Here is a 19,842-nt window from a genome sequence, read left to right on the forward strand (position 1 = left end):
CCTTAATGTGGAAACAATGTTAAAACGATTTGCAATCATTTTCATTTGTTAATTTCATTATGCAAATGTTTTCATAATTTGTCAAGTGTTTTACCTGATATTGATGAAAAATCAATATCACTAGCAGTCAGCATAAGTATTAAGCAATGTCATATTCTTCTATATTAATTCAAATTTTAACTCTTTCGCTGGTTTAACCAGTCCATTCTTATGCAATGTTTCTGCGATTTGAACAGAATTCCAAGCTGCTCCCTTCAGTAGATTATCTGAAACTACCCACATATGAACACCATTTTCTTGATCAAGGTCTTTTCGAATACGACCAACAAAGGTCTCCCTATGGCCTACAGCATTAATCGCTTGAGGGTAAATTTGCTGAGATGGAAGGTCTTGTAGGACGGCACCAGGAAAATCTGCAATAGCCTTTTTAATTTCAGAGATTGAAGCTAATTCTTTCGTCTCAATATAAATGGACTCAGAATGACCCGATAAAACGGGAATACGGACGCAGGTAGCTGAAACCTTAATAGTAGCATCTTCCATAATTTTCTTTGTCTCCAAAGTCATCTTCATTTCTTCGTACGTATAATCATTATCAGTAAAAATATCAATTTGAGGTAATGCATTGAATGCGATAGGATAATGTTTTTGATCGCTAGAACATGGCAAGACTGTTGCAATTAATTGATCAGGTGAAAGATTATCATTTAAAACTTGTCTCAACTGTTCCTTAGTTTCTTCAACAGCACGTGCACCTGAACCCGAAACAGCTTGATAGGTGGAAACTATAACACGCTCTATCCCCCATTTTTGACGAATGGGCTCTAAAGCAATCATCATTTGAATAGTAGAACAATTAGGGCAAGCTATGATACCATTATGACCAGTCATGGCACGAGCATTTACTTCAGGAACAACTAGTGGAACATCAGGATTCTGACGAAAATATGACGTGTTATCTACTACAACTGCTCCAGACTTTACTGCATAAGGAGCGAACTTTGCTGAAATAGATCCACCAGCTGAAAACAAGGCAATATCAACATCGTAAAATGATTCTTTTGTTGTCTCTTCAACACGTATAGCCTCATCTTTAAAATGTAAAATTTTACCTGCTGAGCGACTTGATGATAAAAGTTTCACTTGTTCTATTGGTAAATTCGATTGTTCTAATTGACGAATCATTTGTGTTCCTACGGCACCTGTAGCACCTACGATAGCAACGGTATATCCCATATAATGACCTCTATTTGTTGATGTTGTTCATCAATATTTTCAAAACATTTTAATGTGACTATTATACTACATTTTTATAAACTTTCAAGAATAGCCAAATGAAAAAGTCACCCTAACCAACCTAATTATAAAAAGGAATCTTGTATCCGATTCCTTTTTATTGATTGCATATATCATTATAATAGTTACTAAATGATTGATTATACTTAATTTTCATTGCGTCTCAAACCGCAGCGACTTGTTAACAAAATTAAACCAAAACCTACAAGTTTAAAAATGACATTTTGATCATCACCTGTTTTAGGTAATTTATTTATCACTGAAATTGTTCTAGAATTATTAGTTAACATTGGTCTATTAGCTACATTAGTAACCTGAGATACTTTTTTAGAGAATGACTGTTTGTTAGAGTCACCTTGACTAGAGTGATTATTTTCTCTAGATATAGTTGACTTTGAAAGAAGTGGATTTTTCCCTATAAGTTGACCTACTTGGCTCTTGTTCTCAACATCGCGTTGACGACGCTCTAGAACATTGCCCTGACTTTTGTTTTCCACATCGCGTTGACGACGCTCTAGAACGTTACCCTGACTCTTATTCTCAACGTCACGTTGGCGACGCTCTAGAACGTTACCCTGGCTCTTATTCTCAACGTCACGTTGGCGACGTTCTAAAACATTACCTTGGCTTTGATTTCCAACACTATCCATAGCAGATACAGGACTTGATCCTAAAATAATAGTTGTTCCTAGCACTCCCATATAAAGCCAAAGCTTTCCTGATTTCCAAGTTCTAAAACCTATTTTATTGAACAATTAATTTTCTCCTTACTTTTTTTAAATTTTAAAAGTCATTTTATTATTATTTTTATTTAGATTATATATATTAAAATATTTTATAATTTATGTCAAGGTAATTTGTTATTTAATTGCAATTTATTATTAATTTGTATGTTTAAAATTAAATAGTTGATATCTAAAACATGATATTTTTAAATTTTCCTTCAATATTATAAAACATGATAGATAGTCATACTAACATTAGGATTTACAATGAGATAATAGTATATTTTTAATACTTCATCTAAACCATCAGAAACTAGATTATTTAAAAATTTTACAAAGAATGTGATGGTAGCATATTCAATTAAAGTTAAGTAAAGACATAATTTTTAGAAGGAAATTGTGACTTATTTATGCAAAAAAAAGAAAGAACCAAACTGGTTCTTTCTTTTTTGCATTTCAGCTACTTACCACAGTTTGTAAGGAATTACAAGTAGTAGTAAGCTAAGGGCACCTTTTCAAGTGTGATAAGAAGGTTCACACAACTTATCAAGATCCGCTCCTGCGTTTATAATCTCCCTGCGCAATAGTGGTAAAACCACATATCGACTCATCGCATAACAGTAGTTTAACATAATTTAGTTAAAATGCAACCTTTACTTTTTAAATATAACTAGATTCTTCAGTTTACTTTTAATATTAAATTAAAAATAAATTATTTCTAAAGCAGGGGAGCAATAGTTTTTGTCACTATGCCAATTACTTTTTGGAATTTTGGAATATTATTTATATCTTTCAAGCTAACTAACCTTGATTTATTTAACGTATCCATATAATCTCGATAAATGTCTTGGATTGCATCTACCTTATAAAGATAAACAGCACATTCAAAATGGTGATACAGGCTACGGTAATCAAGATTTATCGTACCTACAACAGCCTTTGTATTATCACTAAGGAATATTTTTGAATGAACAAATCCAGGGGTGTATTCATATATTTTAACACCTGATTTTGTTAATGCTTGATAGTAAGTTTTAGCAAGAGCATAAGGGATTGGCTTATCTGGGATACCCGGCATAATAATACGTACATCTACACCACGTTCCGCAGCAAACTGAATGGCATGTTCCAATTCACTGTCTAATATTAAATAAGGTGTCATGATGTAAACATATTCTCTAGCATGATTAAGAATATCTATATAAACATTTTCCCCTACTTTATCAGTGTCTAAAGGAGAATCTCCATAAGGAATAACATAGCCTTCATTTTCAACTAAATCATCGTGTACACCGAGGTAAGGCGCTACTAACATTTTTTCCTCAGTAATGGACCACATCTGTAAGAAAAGTAGGAGGAAACTATCCACTGCTTTCCCCTTTAACATAATACCTGAATCTTTCCAATGCCCAAATAACTCAATGTGATTAATATACTCATCGGCTAAGTTTACACCACCAGTCATGCCTACTACTCCATCAATAACAACAATTTTTCGATGGTCACGATAGTTATAATAAGTTGAAATAAAAGGAGAAATCGGAGAAAATGCTTTTGCTTTTATTCCTATTTTCTCAAGTCGTTTCGTATAATCAAAGGATAATTTTGTAATTTCTATCATACCATCATATAAGATACGGACTTCAACACCTTCTTCCACCTTTTGTTCTAAAATACTAAGTATTTCTCCCCACATTATTCCTTCGTCAATGATAAAGAATTCTAAAAAGATATACTTCTTAGCTTTTAGTAGTTCTTCTTTCATTTTTTCAAAGAATGCTTCTCCCGTTGGTAGAAATGTCACATCAGTATTTCGATAAACTGGGAAATTTCCATGTGCTTTTTCAAAATATTGAACCAAATGATATGTTGTGGATGTACTCGACTTAAGCTGATTCAAAGTTTCAGGATCATCCTCTAGATAAATCTGACTCTCATCAATCAATGTCTCCAATCTTTGTTTCAAACCACGATAACCCCAGTCAAATTTGGTGTACATTAGGAACATCGCCCCTAGTAAAGGGGCAATCATTACCAATATTAACCAAGTTACTCGGGACAAAGCATCCATTTCACTATTAACTAAATATAAGACCGCTCCAATTGTTAAGACATGCTCAACGGTTGCTAACCAAACACGATACTGCTCTAGCCATGAGTAAGAGGCTAGTAAAAACAATAATTGTAAAATCAATAAAATAGCGATAACGGTTGTTCGACTAAATATACCCCTTAGTAAACTTTTCTTACTCTTATTAAGTAAACGAACAATTTTGACTTTATTACTGATAAGTTTTTCCCCCCTCCAAATCAATCATTTTATTATAGCATACTGTCACTTGAATAGCATTCTATTATTCTAAATTATCTCTAGTTAAAATCTAATCCCCAATAAAAAGAGGCTAGCATCACAAGCCCTACCTCTTTATTATTTAAAATAATCCAACGGCTGTACCGTCTTCCAAAACATCCATATTGAGAGCTGCAGGTTTTTTAGGTAAACCAGGCATTGTCAATACGTCTCCAGTAAGAGCAACTATAAAACCAGCTCCTGTTTTTGGAACAAATTCACGAACAGTTATATCAAAGTCAGTTGGAGCACCAAGTAAATTTGGATTATCAGAAAAGCTATATTGTGTCTTTGCCATACAAATAGGCATCTTGTCCCAGCCATTGTCACTAAACTCTTTTAATTGTATTTGTGCCTTAGGTCCAAAATGGACTTTATTACCACCATATATTTTAGTAACAATTTTTTTAATTTTTTCTTCAATAGTGTCTGCATCATTATATAAGCGTTTGTAATTGGATGATTGTGTTTCAATCACATTAGCAACAGTCTGTGCAAGTTCAAGGCCACCGTCTGCTCCATCTTCCCACACACTTGCTAATTCAACTGCCACATCAATATTACTACATAAGGTTTTAAGAGTTGCAATTTCACTTTCTGTATCTGCAGTAAACTGATTGATAGCTACAACTACCGGAACACCATATTGACGCATATTGTTAACGTGACGCTCGAGATTTGTAAAACCTCTTTTAACTGCTTCGACGTTCTCTTGTGAGAGATCTTCTTTTGAAACACCTCCATGCATTTTCAATGCACGCAATGTAGCAACAATAACAATCGCATCGGGAGAAGTCGGAAGGTTTGGCGTTTTTATATCAAGAAACTTTTCAGCGCCCAAGTCTGCTCCAAAACCAGCTTCAGTAACAACGTAATCTGCTAAGCGTAGAGCTGTTGAAGTCGCTAAGACAGAATTACATCCATGTGCAATATTAGCAAATGGTCCCCCATGGACAAGAGCCGGTGTCCCATAAATGGTTTGAACCAAATTAGGTTTGATAGCATCTTTTAGAATAAGTGTGAGAGCTCCTTCAATCTTCAAATCTTTAACATAGATTGGTTTACGGTCCCTTGAGTAAGCCACAACAATATTTGACAGGCGTTTCTTTAAATCTGATAGGTCAGTAGCTAAACATAGAATAGCCATTATTTCAGAAGCAACAGTAATATCAAAGCCATCTTCACGTGGTATCCCATTGACAGGGCTTCCTAAGCCAACGATCACCTGACGAAGAGCACGATCATTAAGATCAACTACACGCTTCCAAATCACTCGACGTTGGTCAATATCTAATTCATTGCCTTGATGAATATGATTATCAAGTAGAGCTGATAAAGCATTATTAGCAGTTGTGATTGCATGCATATCACCAGTAAAATGCAAATTAATATCTTCCATTGGTAGTACTTGTGCGTATCCACCTCCAGCAGCTCCTCCTTTAATACCCATTACAGGACCTAAAGAAGGTTCGCGAAGCGCAATCATCGTTTTTTTACCAATTTTATTTAAAGCATCAGCTAATCCAATGCTCATAGTGGATTTTCCCTCACCTGCTGGTGTCGGATTAATAGCAGTTACTAAAATTAACTTTCCTACTTTTTGAGATTTTACAGCTTCAATCTTATCAAAAGATAATTTTGCTTTGTATTTACCATACAATTCTATATCATCAAAACCAATTCCTACTTGCTCAACAATCTCAGCAATAGGCTTTAGGGCGACGCTTTGCGCTATTTCAATATCTGTTTTCATGATATTCTCCTTCTAAATAATAAAAATAGTATAGCAATATTCCCTATAAAAACATATTTTTTTGCAAAAAAAATTTAAAATGTTCGTCTTATGAAAATAAAACTGCTTTTATTTCTTCTGGACTAGTCTGACCAAAATAATCTTCTAATGATAAAGTACTTAATTTTTCCAAGACTAATTCTTCTTTCATAGGGCAACTAATGAGAAGGTTTTCAATATCTGAAATATCTTTAGAACTGAAAAAGTCACCATAAATACGGCAATTCGTAATAATACCTTTCTCAATTTCTAAGTGAAAATCGTAAGTTCCTGACGGAAAACGAGCATCTCTGTGATACGAATACTGTGGTGAGTTACCATAATTCCAATCCCAATTCTTATATTTTTCATCAGCTAGAGCGTCAATCGCAGCCCAATCTTTTTCGGTTAGATGATAGCGTTTTGCCTGATCAATATGATCAATATGTAATAATTGACAAACCATTAAATCTTTAAATTGATCGGTTGTGATATGACGATAATCTTCTGACAAGTGGCTACGAATATCTCCTACTCGACTTCGGACAGATTTTATCCCTTTAGATTCAATTTTTTTCCGATTAGGATTTAACACTTTTTCCATAGCATCAAAATCAACATCTAATAAAAGAGAGTAACCACCGTAAATACGACCGTTTACTATCGTCATTGCTGCACCTGATACTTTTTTACCATCAATAACTAAGTCATTTCGTCCCCTCATTTCAACACTAGAAGCACCTAAAGTTTTTAGGGCCTTAATAGCTGGCTCATAAGCTCGTTTGAAATCACCAAATTGTCCATGATCTTTCATTAGATAGCAAATATTTACAGCACCTGAGTCAACGTACACAGCCCCTCCACCAGTATCTCGACGAACAACAGGAATATCATGTTCTTTCAAATATTCTTGATTTGTCTCTATAACTGCATTCTGAAATTTTCCGATTTCAACTTTAGGATCACAATAGTATGGAAATAAAATATCATCATCTAAAAAAACATTTTGTAAAATATAAACTTGCATGGCAAGTGCAATCGCACCGTCTGTGATACGCTTACCATTTCTAATTGGTTCAATAAGATACATTTAGGTCTCCTTTTATAGCAATTTAGTTATCCAATAATTTCTTTTTTCGCTTCAGCAATTAATTCAGCGATATGCTGTGTCAGTTGCACACTCCTTGAGCGAATCTTTTGAGGAATGCGATAATGCTTGTGATTAAGAGTAACAAATAAAGAGTTTTCATTTAAAGAGACGAATCGCCAAAACGGATGCTTAATAAATTGTGGCGTGGTATGTCCAACTCCAATCTCTAGATAAAGAACTTTGTCATTTTGATGTTGTGATAAGAAATTTTCATAACGTTGTCGTTGAGCATGAAAGTCAGCATCTTCCACCATACCTTTTTCTTCGTTACGTTTATTAATTTCAAACGGTTGATCACACTTTGGGCATTTGGGGATTAAGTTACTAGGAATCTTCATATCCTTTTGTTGTGCAATCATTTGACGAATTGCCTGATCATTTCGATAAGTTTGTTGATGACAATGTTGACTACACTGCCATAAGCCATATTCACCTTGAATATGAAAAACTTTTTCTAAATTATAATCAGCCACAGCGAAGGCATTATCAGCATTAGTTGTAATAATATGATATTCTTTTTTCGCTAAAATATCCTTTAAATCAAGATAAGCTTGTCCTACCGGTTGATCTAAATAATTAAGTGCCACAAAACGACTTTGGAAGGCCCAATATTCTTCCCAATCTTCAAAGTCATAAAGACTTGCTTGCAACATATCTAATAGTTGATATTTAGCAATAAAATCCGGAAAAGCTTCTTCAAATCTGGGGCCAATATAGGTGAATCCATCCGCTGCAGACATGCCTGCACCAATACCAACTACAATAGCATCTGATTCTTCTATTAACTGACTTAGTATTTCTGATTGAGAATGATTAGTTTTTTCTAGAGTCTTCCACACTGTCATCTATTTCCTCTTTTAATAATAATTTTTGATAAATCTCTTGGTCTTTAGGTGTGAATGTATTGAAAATAATATAGAGTTTGTGCTGATTTTCGCGTTGCCACTCTAATATCGCTTGAACAGCCAATTCAGCAGCTCTTTGATTAGGAAAACCAAATTCTCCCGTTGATATACAAGGGAAGACAATTGTTTTAAGATTAGCTCGAACTGCCAATTGTAAGCAAGATTTATAAGAAGACTTTAATAAATCCTCTCTTATACGAGATGGCTTTTGATCAACTTTTACATAAGGTCCGACTGTATGAATAACATACTTACAAGGAAGATGATAGGATTCGGTAAGTTTAGCTTGTCCTACAGCTTCCATTCGTCCTTGTTCTGTCATCAATTGATGACATGCTAAACGTAATCGTGAACCTGCAAATGTATGAATCTGATTGTCAATACAATGGTGGTTAGGAATAAAACAACCTAACAACTTACTATTTGCTGCATTAACAATAGCATCCACTTGTAATAAGCAAATATCCCCATAGTAGGTAAATACATTTGAATATACCGTTTGATGACAGACGTCTATCGTTTTTACTTTTTGAGTATTCCACCAATGTGACAAATACCTATCTTCTAAAGACAGGTACTCTTGACTAATGTTTTGAGGATCTTGTTGATTAACTAGACCACGCCAAACCGTTTGTAAATCGGTGGTCCTCAAGTCATCAACGTCTGTTAATTTTTCTGACCGAAGATACTCAATCATGGCTAGCAATAGTTGTTTTTGATTAGGCATTTTCTAAAGCTTCAAAAGCAGCATAATCAACGTCTGTTAACACAACCAACCAATTTTCGTCAGCTTTTTCAGAATTTAACAAAGTTGGTTCTTGACTTGCAGCTGTATTAACTTTAACAACTTTACCTGTAAGAGGAGATAAAATTGCCATAACCGTCTTTGAAGCTTCAATATTTAAAATAACATCATCAACTTCTAAATTTGTATCGTCTGTGAATTCCACATATCCAACAGTTCCCAAGTCATCTTGAAGTTCGGGAGTTAAGCTGATAGTATAAAGTTCTTCATTTTTTTCAATTAATAAGTAGTTCGCAATTTTTTTCATGAGTATTTTCCTTTCTGAGAAAACGTGATTAATATAACTGTGATAATAATTTTAAGGATTTGATTCGTTGATCAAGCCCTGGAACAAGAGGAATCAAAAGTAGTTCTTCTGCTTGACTAGCATTAACTAAAGCGTCAAGGCTTTCTTTAACTTGTTTTGGATCACCTACAATCATACGGTGGCGATTTGATTTAATTTTTGCTTTTTGTTCAGGAGTCAATTGGTAATGATTAGCTTCTTCAATAGTAGGAAATGTTGCAAATTCATTGAAGTCTTTATTTCCTAGCATCCAGATATCTAAAGTCTTTGCTATGTTTTCAGCTTCTTCTGAAGTATCAGCTATAACTACAAATGCAGCTATCATCAAATTAGGAGACTTATTAGGATAATATTCTTCAAACTGATGATAATAAAGAGATGAAAGCTTTTTAGCTTCTGTCAATGGGTCTTTGTCCATAAAAGGAAAAACACCGAAGGTAAAGCCTAAGCCAAGTTTAGCTGCTAGATGAGCTGATTTTTGACCACTCCCCAACACATATAGGTCTGGGAAGCTAGAAAGAGCCGGTTGAACTAATGGTTCCTTACTGGATGATTCATCAATAAGCCATGACTTCAATTCCTCCAGTACCTCTTCGTAGTCATGTGCTTTATGTAAGCTACGAAGTGCATTTGAAACTTTAACTGTCCCTAGTGAATTTCCTAAACCAATACTTACTCGATTCGGATGACATGTCTCTAGTGTTTTGAGAGTCTCCGCGAGTTTAAAACTACTATAGTGCAGAGGCATTATACCTCCAGAGCCAATTTTGATAGATTTAGTCTGGTTAGCCAAATGCATTATCATTAATTCTGGATTGCTAATACTGAATGCCTTAACACCGTGATGTTCAGCCACCCAAAATTGATGATAGCCTAGTCGCTCCGCCTCTTGTGATAAAAGAATCGTTTCTTGTATTGCATCACTTGCAGTTTTTCCATAATCAATAAGCCCATAATCAAGGACACTTAATTTCATCTTTCCTCCCTATAATTGCTTCGAAGTTCTCTAAAAACTTCTCGAGCTTCCTTTGGTAAAGATTCTCCATAATCCATCAAAGGAACAATATCTTTAAAGGAGGCTTTTGGAATCGCCAAACCTTCTAAATCACTCACTTTAATCCTTAAATTAATCTGATCAGAACGCTTAGCTTTTATTTTTTGTAAAAATTCCGGATCAACTACTAAGGGCGTGGAAGCTCCTACCATATGAGCATGTTGTAAGGCTTCAAACACCTTTGAAGCACTATTAATACCTCCAGTTGCCATAATTGGAACTCTATCACCAAAATGTTCAAATATAACTTGATTAACCAGCTGCCCTTTGTAAACTCCCTCAGAACGTATAGTATTTCTAAAGACATCATGCCCCCAGCTTGCAATGGCAAGATAATCTACCTGAGCAATCGCTAAAATTTTTTCAAGAAATTCCATAAACTCTTCAATGCTATATCCAATTTGTGAACCGCGAGTTTCTTCAGGCGTCGCTCTAAAACCAAGGATAAAATCTGACTCTGCTTCTTCTCTAATAACTTTTTGTACCGCTTTAAAAACTTCTAAGCCTAAACGACAGCGATTAGTCAAAGTTTGAGGACCATACTCATCTTTTCTTTGATTTGAGAAGGTTGAGAAAAAAGTTTGAATTAGTAATCGTTGTGCAGAAGATATTTCAACACCATCAAATCCAGCTTGTATAGCTCGTCTTGTAGCCTGGACATATTCATCGATAATTCTTAGTATATCTTTGTGTGTTAGTTCTTTAACCTGATGTGGGTATGGCGATTGCAATTGCATAGGGCTGGGACCATACACATATCCGTGTCTTGCCAAAGTGTGACTTGAGAAACGTCCAGCATGCGTCAGCTGCAAAACAGCTTTCGCTCCCTTAGACTTCATTGCTTTAGCCAATTTAGTCAAACCAGGAATGTCCTCATCCTTTGAAACGCTAAAACCATATTCAAATAACTGACCATATTCTGTGATATATGCTGCTCCAGTAATTTGTAATGGAGCAGATTTAGCACGACGAACAGCATATGCTATGTCGTCATCAGTTACAAAACCTTCTGATGTAGAAGAATTAGTTACCATAGGTGATAGAACAAAACGATTTTCTAAGCTCAATCCATTGGGAAGCGTTAATGGACGAAATAAATTACCTTGGACATTATTCATCTCTGCTCACCGTCCCCTTATTAGCCATAGACTTAGCCTGAAATCTATCAAACTCTGCAACTAAATCGGGCCTAATCATCAGTAAACGATCATTAAAACCTACTTGTTTAAGGCTAATCAACATACGATCAATAACATCTTCTACTGTCATAGGACAATCTAATAGATCAGATAGATTAGCCATAATTTCAGGATCTACATTTGGATAAGCAATTGGACTACCCGTATCACCTAGACCAATCTTATAGAAATCTGAAATCATTCGACTCCGCTCTTTTTGATCGCCACAAACGCTAAGGTAAATCGATACCGCAATACCATTTTTTATACGGCGCTGAGCCAAGCCAGCAAATTTTTTGCCATTTATACTAAGATCAAACTTACCAGGACAATAGGAGGTCTCTACTTCAAAGTGCTCAATAGGTTGATAAAAATCCGAAAATATACTTCTAATAAAATCGACCATTATAAGATACCCATCTGAGATAGACAATTTTCTCTCAAAAACATCTGGAATAACCAATGAAAAATTTAAAATTCCTTCATCAGCTACAACTGCGAGACCACCAAAATTCCGAACAACTGGTTCATAGCCACGACTGATGATTTCTTTTTTAGCTAATTCTAAATGTGGTAATTCTCGATCTAACATCCCCAGAATGACTGTCTTAGTCATCGGCCAAATATGCAAAATAATTTCTTGATTTGAGCGATTAATCTCCCTTAAAAATACTTCTGTCCATATAAAAGGTTTTTCCGCGTCTTGAGCATCTGTAACATAGTCTTTAAAAATAGATACAGGTAACTGCGCTAGATCTTGCCATTCCAATAAATCTGACCTCCTTTCTCTAGAAAACTCTGCAAGATTTATTTTATCGCAATCGCTTGAAATTTTCCAGTAAGTTTCCCTCAAATTCCATTACTATCAAGAAGAAATATATCTTTTATTTACGAAAAGCATTTTTTTATGTACAATATGGCTATGAAAATTTTGATTACATCAGGTGGAACTACCGAGAAAATTGATACCGTTAGGAGTATCACGAATCACGCAACAGGAACTTTAGGAAAAATAATTGCAGAAAAATATTTACGAGAAGGACATCAGGTGACACTCGTGACTACTAAAAATGCAGTCAAACCAGAATCTGCTACCAACTTATCCATATTTGAGATTGAGGACGTTGACTCATTAATAAAAACCTTGAAGCCATTAGTGAAAGAACATGATATTTTAATTCATAGCATGGCAGTGTCTGACTATACCCCCGTCTACATGGCTGATTTCGAAAAGGTTAAATCAAGCGATGATTTAGATACTTTTTTGCGCAAAGATAACCACGAAGGGAAAATATCATCTGAATCAGAATATCAAGTCCTTTTTCTCAAAAAAACACCAAAAGTTATCAGCCTTGTGAAAAAATGGAATCCTCAAATTACTCTAGTAGGTTTTAAACTACTTGTGAACGTTACTAAAGAAAACCTTTTTAAAGTTGCTCGTCATAGCTTAATCAAAAATAAAGCTACGTTTATTTTAGCTAATGACCTCATTGATATTACCTCAAAACATCACATAGCCTACCTACTTGATCATGATAATGTGTATAAAGCTACCACCAAAGAAGACATTGCTCAATTAATTTACGAGAAGGTAAAAAAATATGATTAAACGTATTACACTAGCCGTCACCGGTTCAATTTCGGCCTATAAAGCAGCAGACCTTACAAGTCAATTAACTAAAATTGGCTATGATGTTCATATCATAATGACACAAGCTGCCACAGAATTTATTACACCGTTAACTCTGCAAGTATTATCAAAAAATCCTATTCATTTAGATGTTATGGATGAGCATAACCCAAAAATCATCAACCATATCGAATTAGCAAAACGCACAGATTTATTTATCGTTGCACCTGCCTCTGCTAATACTATTGCTCATCTAGCATATGGCTTCGCTGATAACATCGTAACAAGCGTTGCTCTTGCTATGCCTGATGGAACTCCAAAACTTATCGCACCAGCAATGAATACAAAGATGTATCATAATACAATCACCCAACGTAATATTGATATTTTGAAAAAAATAGGTTATCAGGAAATTGAACCTCGTATTAGTTTGCTTGCCTGTGGTGATACCGGTCAAGGAGCCCTAGCTGATATCTCTACTATACTTAAATGTATACAAGAAGTTGCAAATTAGGCTGTAAATTTGTATACTATTTCTAGTTTAATTTAAGGAGTTATAATGAAAAAGAAAAACAAATCCTCTAACATTGCTATAATTGCAATCTTTTTTGCTATTATGCTTGTCATTCATTTTTTGTCATCATTTATTTTTAGTTTTTGGTTAGTTCCTATTAAACCTACTTTGATGCATATCCCAGTTATTATTGCATCTATAGCCTATGGACCTCGTATTGGTGCAACTCTAGGCGCCTTAATGGGGGGGATCAGCGTAGCTAACAGCAGCATTGTTCTATTACCAACGAGTTACCTCTTCTCACCTTTTGTTGAAAATGGTAATTTTTATTCGCTAATTATTGCACTTGTACCACGTATTCTAATCGGGATTATTCCTTATTTCGTTTACAAATTACTACACAACCGCTTTGGTTTGGCTATCTCAGGTGCTATAGGCTCTCTAACAAACACAGTATTTGTTTTATCTGGAATTTTTATCTTTTTTTCAAGTACTTATAATGGGAATATCAAGCTAATGCTCGCTGGGATTATTTCATCTAATTCATTAGCTGAGATGGTCATTGCAGCTATCATTGTATATCTAACTGTTCCTCGTATTCTCAATATTAAACATTAAAAACTGGCCAGGAAGAAATCTTCCTGGCTTTTCTTACTTATATTTTATAGTCATATTGAAAAAAACATGTTATAATGAAAGCGTTTATAAATATTGAAGGAGTATTTCAATGACTTACACAGAAAATTTTCAAAAATGGTTAGATTTTGAGCAGCTTCCTGACTATCTTCGTCAAGAATTACTATCAATGGATGAAAAAACAAAAGAAGATGCTTTTTACACAAACTTAGAATTTGGTACTGCTGGTATGCGTGGTTATATTGGTGCTGGTACAAATCGTATTAATATTTATGTTGTCCGTCAAGCAACCGAAGGATTGGCAAAATTAATCGAAACTAAGGGAGAGGAAGCTAAAAAACGTGGTGTAGCCATTGCCTATGATTCACGCCACTTCTCTCCAGAATTTGCTTTTGAGTCTGCACAGGTCTTGGCACAGCATGGAATTAAATCTTACGTATTTGAAGCTCTTCGTCCAACACCAGAACTCTCTTTTGCTGTTCGCCATTTAAATGCCTACGCTGGTATTATGGTTACTGCAAGCCACAATCCAGCACCTTTCAATGGTTATAAAGTCTATGGACAAGACGGAGGTCAACTACCACCAGCTGATGCTGATGCACTAACAGACTTTATCCGTGCTATTGAAAATCCATTTGCAGTTGAACTTGCTGATTTAGATGAAAGCAAATCATCGGGTCTTATTCAAGTTATCGGTGAAGATGTTGATATTGAATATCTTAGAGAGGTTAAAGATGTTAATATCAATCAAGATTTAATCAATAACTTTGGAAAAGACATGAAAATTGTCTATACTCCTCTCCACGGAACTGGTGAGATGTTGACACGCCGTGCCCTTGCTCAAGCCGGTTTTGAATCTGTTGTTGTAGTAGAATCACAAGCTAAGGCAGATCCAGACTTTTCTACTGTCAAATCTCCTAACCCTGAAAGCCAAGCTGCCTTTGCTCTTGCTGAAGAACTCGGACGAGAAGTTGATGCAGATGTCTTAGTAGCTACTGATCCTGATGCAGACCGCCTAGGCGTTGAAATTCGCCAACCAGATGGTTCTTATAAAAACCTTTCTGGAAATCAAATTGGAGCGATTATTGCGAAATACATCCTGGAAGCTCATAAAACAGCAGGAACACTTCCAGAAAATGCTGCTCTCGCTAAATCAATCGTATCAACAGAATTAGTAACAAAAATTGCCGAAAGTTATGGCGCTACAATGTTTAACGTTTTAACTGGATTTAAATTCATCGCTGAGAAAATTCAAGAGTTTGAAGAAAAACATAACCACACCTATATGTTTGGTTTTGAAGAAAGCTTCGGATATCTTATTAAACCATTTGTCCGTGATAAAGACGCTATTCAAGCAGTTCTTTTGGTTGCTGAGATTGCAGCTTATTACCGTTCGCGTGGTTTAACACTTGCAGATGGTATTGATGAAATTTACAAAGAATATGGTTATTTTGCTGAAAAAACGATTTCAGTAACACTTTCAGGTGTGGATGGAGCTGCTGAAATTAAGAAGATTATGGACAAATTCCGTGAAAATGGTCCAAAACAATTTAACAATACTGATATTGTATTATTAGAAGATTTCCAAAAACAAACCGCTACTAAAAATGATGGAACAATATCTAACTTAACAACTCCTCCAAGTAATGTTTTGAAGTACACGTTAGCTGATGATTCATGGATTGCAGTTCGCCCTTCAGGAACTGAACCAAAAATCAAGTTCTATATTGCCACGGTCGGTAATGATTTAGCAGATGCAGAAACAAAAATCGCCAATATTGAAAAAGAGATTACAACATTTGTAAATTAATAAAAAAAGCTAGGAACTTACTCCTAGCTTTTTTATATCTATCTAACGATGTTCTATTATTTTCAATTATGAAATATAACTGCAATTAACTTCACGAACAAATAATAGAGCAGACTTAAAATTAACCACGTTATCCCAATAACTGCAACTAAACCTATTAAAACAGATAATACCGTATTCTTAGTTGCTAGTTGGTTACTGATAAACCATGAAACTGCAGAAATAAATATCAGTAATAATAGTTGAAGCCTTTTTTTCATATAATTCCTCTTACTACTTTTGCGCATTTTGCATTTGATAATAAATACCTTTTTGAGCCATTAATTCAGAGTGGTTACCCACTTCTACAATTTCACCAGATACCATAACTAAAATAATATCTGCTGTTTGAATGGTAGATAAGCGATGTGCAATAATAAAGCTTGTTCTCCCCTTCATCAACATTTGGAATGCTTCTTGAACAAGAACTTCAGTACGAGTATCTATAGACGATGTCGCCTCATCTAATATCAATATTCTAGGTAATTTAAGAAAAATACGAGCAATTGTCAATAGCTGACATTGCCCCTGTGATAACGAATCTCCAGCATCTTCTAAATACGTATCATATCCATTCGGTAATTGTTTGATAAAGAAATCTGCATTAGCTGCTTTTGCAGCCTCTATCACTTCGTCACGGCTAGCTTTAGGATTGGCATATGCAATGTTATCGTGAATCGTAGCACTTTTTAACCACGTTTCTTGTAATACCATTCCAATTTCTTGCCTTAATTGTGATGGCTCATAATCAGTAATAGGCTTACCATCTAAAAGGATATTTCCCTCGTCAACTTCATAGAAACGCATTAATAAATTGATTAAAGTAGACTTCCCAGCACCTGTTGGTCCTACAATAGCGACCTTAGCTCCTGCTGGAATGTGTAAATTAATACCATTCAATAGTGGTTTTGATTTATTATAACCAAAAACAACATTTTTAAAATCGATTTGACCCTTGACCGTTGATGAATCAAGTTTTTCTGTCCCTGTTATATTTGGTGACGATTCTTCTAAAATAGAGTAAAGGCGTTCTGCACAAGCCAGAGCACTTTGCATCTCAGACAGGACGGAAGAGATGTCATTAAATGGCTTAGTATATTGATTGACATAATTTAAGAAAGTGATTAATTGACCAACACTAAAAGCCCCTGACATAATACGAAGGGCACCAATCCCAGCTAAGAAGCCATAAATCAAACTATTGATAAATCGGGTTGATGGATTGACAGTCGAAGAATAAAAAATTGCTGATTGAGAAAAGTTAGCATACTCTTGATTAATAGTCCTAAAATGATCACTACTTTCTTCTTGCGCACTGAATGCTTGAATAAGGCTTTCTTGACTCACCATCTCTTCAATGAATTGAGTTTGTCGTCCTCGTGATGCCGTTTGATTTTGATATAAGTGATAACTCTTTTTAGCAATAAAGCGGGCTAGAAAGAGTGATAAAGGCGTCAGAAATAATACCAAAAAAAGCATTAATAAATCAATCTTTGCCATACTAAAAATAGTAACTAGAATAGTTAATAAACCAACAAAGAACTGGTTAAAAACCATTAATAAACCATTTGATAATTGCTCCGTATCGGTAGTCACACGACTAATCAAGTCACCTATGCCACGTTTATCAAGGTAAGCTACAGGTAATTGATTCAACTTTTCCATTACAGCCTTTCTTAAAGAAGCAACATAATGAAAAATTAAGCGGTTATAGAGCAGAGGATTAATCCATTGAATAATAGTATTTGCTAAAATGACTGCAATCATCTTCCACATTATAGGTAACAATAATATCATAGAATGAGGTGATAATACAACGTCTACCGCTTGTCCAATTAGAACAGGCAAATAAACAGTGAGGCAAACTTGTACAACCGTCCCTAATAATGCCATTCCTACTAAGCTTTTTTTAGAAAGAAGATCTTGAACAAGCTTTTTTTGTATCTTTTTAGGATGACTTGCTTTCATTTACTCCTCCTCCTTAAAATTTTGTGAATGGTAAATGGACTTATAAACTTTGTTATGAGCTAATAAAGATTGATGATTATCAAAACCAACTTGTTTCCCCTTATCAAGGAGTAAGATTCTATCTGCATTTTGTATACTATTAATTCTCTGTGATACAATAATAAGATTAGTTTGGTTGAAATGTTTAGTTATAGCTTTAAATAAACAAGCTTCTGTTAAATAATCCAATGCAGATGTTGCATCGTCTAAAATCAAAAATGGTATCTTATCTTGAACTAAAGCTCTTGCAATCGTCAACCTTTGCCTTTGACCACCAGAGAAATTCCTACCAAAACTCTCTACAGGGGCATCAAGTTGACCATCTTTTTCTTTTACAAAATCACTAGCTTGTGCTATTTCTAAAGCAGTCCAAAGTTTTTCCTCACTAACTTTACCAAGTCCCAAAGAAAGGTTAGAACGAATAGTTCCTTTAAACAACTGAGCATTTTGAGGAACAACTCTTACCAGGCTACGCCAATTTGAAATTGTATCTGGACTTTTTCCCTGATGATATATATCAATATCCCCTTCTTGCACTTTATAAATATGAAGCAGTAAATTAACCAAGGTTGATTTCCCAGAGCCAGTTCCACCAATTATCCCTAAAGTTTCTCCTACATTCATAGAAAAAGTAATATCAGATAAAGCTTTTTCAGAGGAATTTGGATAAGAAAATGCCATTTCTTGCACTTCTAAAGCCTTATTCGAATATTTTGGCTCAAGTTTGTCATCAATTATTTCAGACGGTCTTTCAAAAACGGCTATAATTCGCTTAGCACTGATATAACTTTGGTTCAGTGATGTCACCAACATTGTCATTTTTAACAATTCAACAAGAATTTGCAATAAGTAATTAATTAAAGCAACCAACATTCCTTGTGATAAAAGATGATTAGCTATATTTAAATTACCACGCCAAATAATCACAACCAAAGTGATATTAACAACTAGAAATGTTAGAGGCGTTACTAAACTAGAAAGCCTACCTGCTTTTAATTGTAAATTCGTATAATGATAATTGATATCATTAAATGCTTCACTCTCTCTATCTACTTGATTAAAGGCACGGATAACTCGTACACCTTGAAGTTGTTGCCTAGTCAACTTTACCAAATAATCGGTTGAAGTTCTGATTTTAAGGTAAATAGGATTTAATAGTCGAGACATTACAAAAACAATGATAAATAACGTGACAACCATTACCAAGAACCAAATAGTCAATGAGGGGCTAATGGAAAAAGCCATAATTATGGCACCAAAAACAATAATCGGAGCCCTCAAAAATAAACGTAAAAATTGATTTAAACCAGTTTGGATTTGAAATGTATCAGCAGTCAAACGAGTAATCAAACTAGCAGTTCCCAATTCATCTCTGTCTTTTTTACCCAGTGACATGACTTTTTGATAGAGATCCTCTGTCAATTGTCTCGTATAACCAACTGCGGCTTTTGAAGAATAATATTGAGCAGTTATCGCTACTACAACACCCACCGCAGCCAAAAAGAAAATCAATCCAATTTGCAACAGTAAACTACTTCTATCCCCTCGTGGAATGGTCTCGTCAATCATTTTTGCAATAACGATTGGTACCAAAAGTTCAAAAGAGGCTTCTAATAATTTGAAAAGGGGTCCAAAGATAGTTTCTTTGATATACCCCTTAAAATAATAAGTTAGTCTTTTCATACT

Annotated in this window: 18 protein-coding genes; 4 read left to right on the top strand and 14 right to left on the bottom strand. The window is 34.8% G+C overall.

Going from position 1 to position 19,842, the window contains the following annotated elements:
- Positions 1 to 159: 159 nt before the first annotated feature.
- From QOR44_RS05270 to QOR44_RS05320, 11 genes are all read right to left on the bottom strand, one after another.
- Positions 160 to 1,236: an aspartate-semialdehyde dehydrogenase gene (locus QOR44_RS05270; protein ID WP_000542449.1), complete on the bottom strand. Its 1,077-nt coding sequence runs from the start codon at positions 1,234 to 1,236 to the stop codon at positions 160 to 162.
- 206 nt (positions 1,237 to 1,442) lie between these two features.
- Positions 1,443 to 2,051 carry an LPXTG cell wall anchor domain-containing protein gene (locus tag QOR44_RS05275; RefSeq protein ID WP_000482219.1) on the bottom strand — a complete coding sequence of 203 codons (609 nt, stop codon included), beginning with the start codon at positions 2,049 to 2,051 and terminating at the stop codon, positions 1,443 to 1,445.
- Between the two features lie 688 nt (positions 2,052 to 2,739).
- Positions 2,740 to 4,335: a cardiolipin synthase gene (cls, locus tag QOR44_RS05280; RefSeq protein ID WP_000638285.1), complete on the bottom strand. Its 1,596-nt coding sequence runs from the start codon at positions 4,333 to 4,335 to the stop codon at positions 2,740 to 2,742.
- A 118-nt stretch (positions 4,336 to 4,453) separates the two neighbouring features.
- On the bottom strand, positions 4,454 to 6,124 hold the full coding sequence (locus QOR44_RS05285) for a formate--tetrahydrofolate ligase (RefSeq protein WP_000845305.1): 1,671 nt from the start codon (positions 6,122 to 6,124) through the stop codon (positions 4,454 to 4,456).
- An 88-nt stretch (positions 6,125 to 6,212) separates the two neighbouring features.
- Positions 6,213 to 7,232, bottom strand: a complete 1,020-nt coding sequence (gene lplA / locus QOR44_RS05290; RefSeq protein ID WP_017647129.1) for a lipoate--protein ligase — start codon at positions 7,230 to 7,232, stop codon at positions 6,213 to 6,215.
- A gap of 26 nt (positions 7,233 to 7,258) precedes the next feature.
- The gene (locus QOR44_RS05295; protein WP_000219401.1) at positions 7,259 to 8,137 is read right to left on the bottom strand and encodes an SIR2 family NAD-dependent protein deacylase; all 879 of its coding nucleotides are present in this window, start codon (positions 8,135 to 8,137) and stop codon (positions 7,259 to 7,261) included.
- Positions 8,106 to 8,924 carry a protein-ADP-ribose hydrolase gene (locus tag QOR44_RS05300; RefSeq protein ID WP_001133613.1) on the bottom strand — a complete coding sequence of 273 codons (819 nt, stop codon included), beginning with the start codon at positions 8,922 to 8,924 and terminating at the stop codon, positions 8,106 to 8,108. The genes QOR44_RS05295 and QOR44_RS05300 overlap by 32 nt, the downstream gene beginning before the upstream one ends.
- On the bottom strand, positions 8,917 to 9,249 hold the full coding sequence (locus QOR44_RS05305) for a glycine cleavage system H family protein (RefSeq protein WP_000717326.1): 333 nt from the start codon (positions 9,247 to 9,249) through the stop codon (positions 8,917 to 8,919). Before QOR44_RS05305 ends, QOR44_RS05300 begins: the two co-directional genes overlap by 8 nt.
- Positions 9,250 to 9,277: 28 nt before the next feature.
- Positions 9,278 to 10,264, bottom strand: coding sequence for an LLM class flavin-dependent oxidoreductase (locus tag QOR44_RS05310; protein ID WP_000778219.1), 987 nt, complete (start codon positions 10,262 to 10,264; stop codon positions 9,278 to 9,280).
- Positions 10,261 to 11,460, bottom strand: coding sequence for an NADH-dependent flavin oxidoreductase (locus tag QOR44_RS05315; protein ID WP_001067088.1), 1,200 nt, complete (start codon positions 11,458 to 11,460; stop codon positions 10,261 to 10,263). Before QOR44_RS05315 ends, QOR44_RS05310 begins: the two co-directional genes overlap by 4 nt.
- Positions 11,453 to 12,289, bottom strand: a complete 837-nt coding sequence (locus QOR44_RS05320) for a lipoate--protein ligase family protein (protein WP_000455158.1) — start codon at positions 12,287 to 12,289, stop codon at positions 11,453 to 11,455. Before QOR44_RS05320 ends, QOR44_RS05315 begins: the two co-directional genes overlap by 8 nt.
- Before the next feature lie 153 nt (positions 12,290 to 12,442).
- Between QOR44_RS05320 and coaB the strand changes: the two genes are divergently transcribed.
- The 4 genes from coaB (at position 12,443) to QOR44_RS05340 (ending at position 16,110) form a co-directional block, all read left to right on the top strand.
- Positions 12,443 to 13,129 (top strand): phosphopantothenate--cysteine ligase, encoded by a 687-nt coding sequence (coaB, locus tag QOR44_RS05325; protein WP_001873490.1) that lies wholly within the window; start codon positions 12,443 to 12,445, stop codon positions 13,127 to 13,129.
- The gene (coaC, locus tag QOR44_RS05330; RefSeq protein WP_283572679.1) at positions 13,122 to 13,664 is read left to right on the top strand and encodes a phosphopantothenoylcysteine decarboxylase; all 543 of its coding nucleotides are present in this window, start codon (positions 13,122 to 13,124) and stop codon (positions 13,662 to 13,664) included. The genes coaB and coaC overlap by 8 nt, the downstream gene beginning before the upstream one ends.
- A gap of 45 nt (positions 13,665 to 13,709) precedes the next feature.
- Positions 13,710 to 14,282, top strand: coding sequence for an ECF transporter S component (locus QOR44_RS05335; protein ID WP_000728786.1), 573 nt, complete (start codon positions 13,710 to 13,712; stop codon positions 14,280 to 14,282).
- Between the two features lie 109 nt (positions 14,283 to 14,391).
- Entirely contained in the window at positions 14,392 to 16,110 is a 1,719-nt protein-coding gene (locus QOR44_RS05340) for a phospho-sugar mutase (protein WP_000222547.1), read from the top strand.
- 62 nt (positions 16,111 to 16,172) lie between these two features.
- On the opposite strand, the gene QOR44_RS05345 is transcribed toward QOR44_RS05340, so the two are convergent.
- The 3 genes from QOR44_RS05345 to QOR44_RS05355 are packed head-to-tail and all read right to left on the bottom strand — an operon-like array spanning position 16,173 to position 19,839.
- Positions 16,173 to 16,370 carry a hypothetical protein gene (locus QOR44_RS05345; RefSeq protein ID WP_000746854.1) on the bottom strand — a complete coding sequence of 66 codons (198 nt, stop codon included), beginning with the start codon at positions 16,368 to 16,370 and terminating at the stop codon, positions 16,173 to 16,175.
- 13 nt (positions 16,371 to 16,383) lie between these two features.
- Positions 16,384 to 18,117, bottom strand: a complete 1,734-nt coding sequence (locus QOR44_RS05350; protein ID WP_000647643.1) for an ABC transporter ATP-binding protein — start codon at positions 18,115 to 18,117, stop codon at positions 16,384 to 16,386.
- On the bottom strand, positions 18,118 to 19,839 hold the full coding sequence (locus tag QOR44_RS05355; RefSeq protein ID WP_000826942.1) for an ABC transporter ATP-binding protein: 1,722 nt from the start codon (positions 19,837 to 19,839) through the stop codon (positions 18,118 to 18,120).
- Between the last annotated feature and the right edge of the window lie 3 nt (positions 19,840 to 19,842).

Source organism: Streptococcus agalactiae, from assembly GCF_949788565.1.
GTDB classification, from domain to species: domain Bacteria; phylum Bacillota; class Bacilli; order Lactobacillales; family Streptococcaceae; genus Streptococcus; species Streptococcus agalactiae.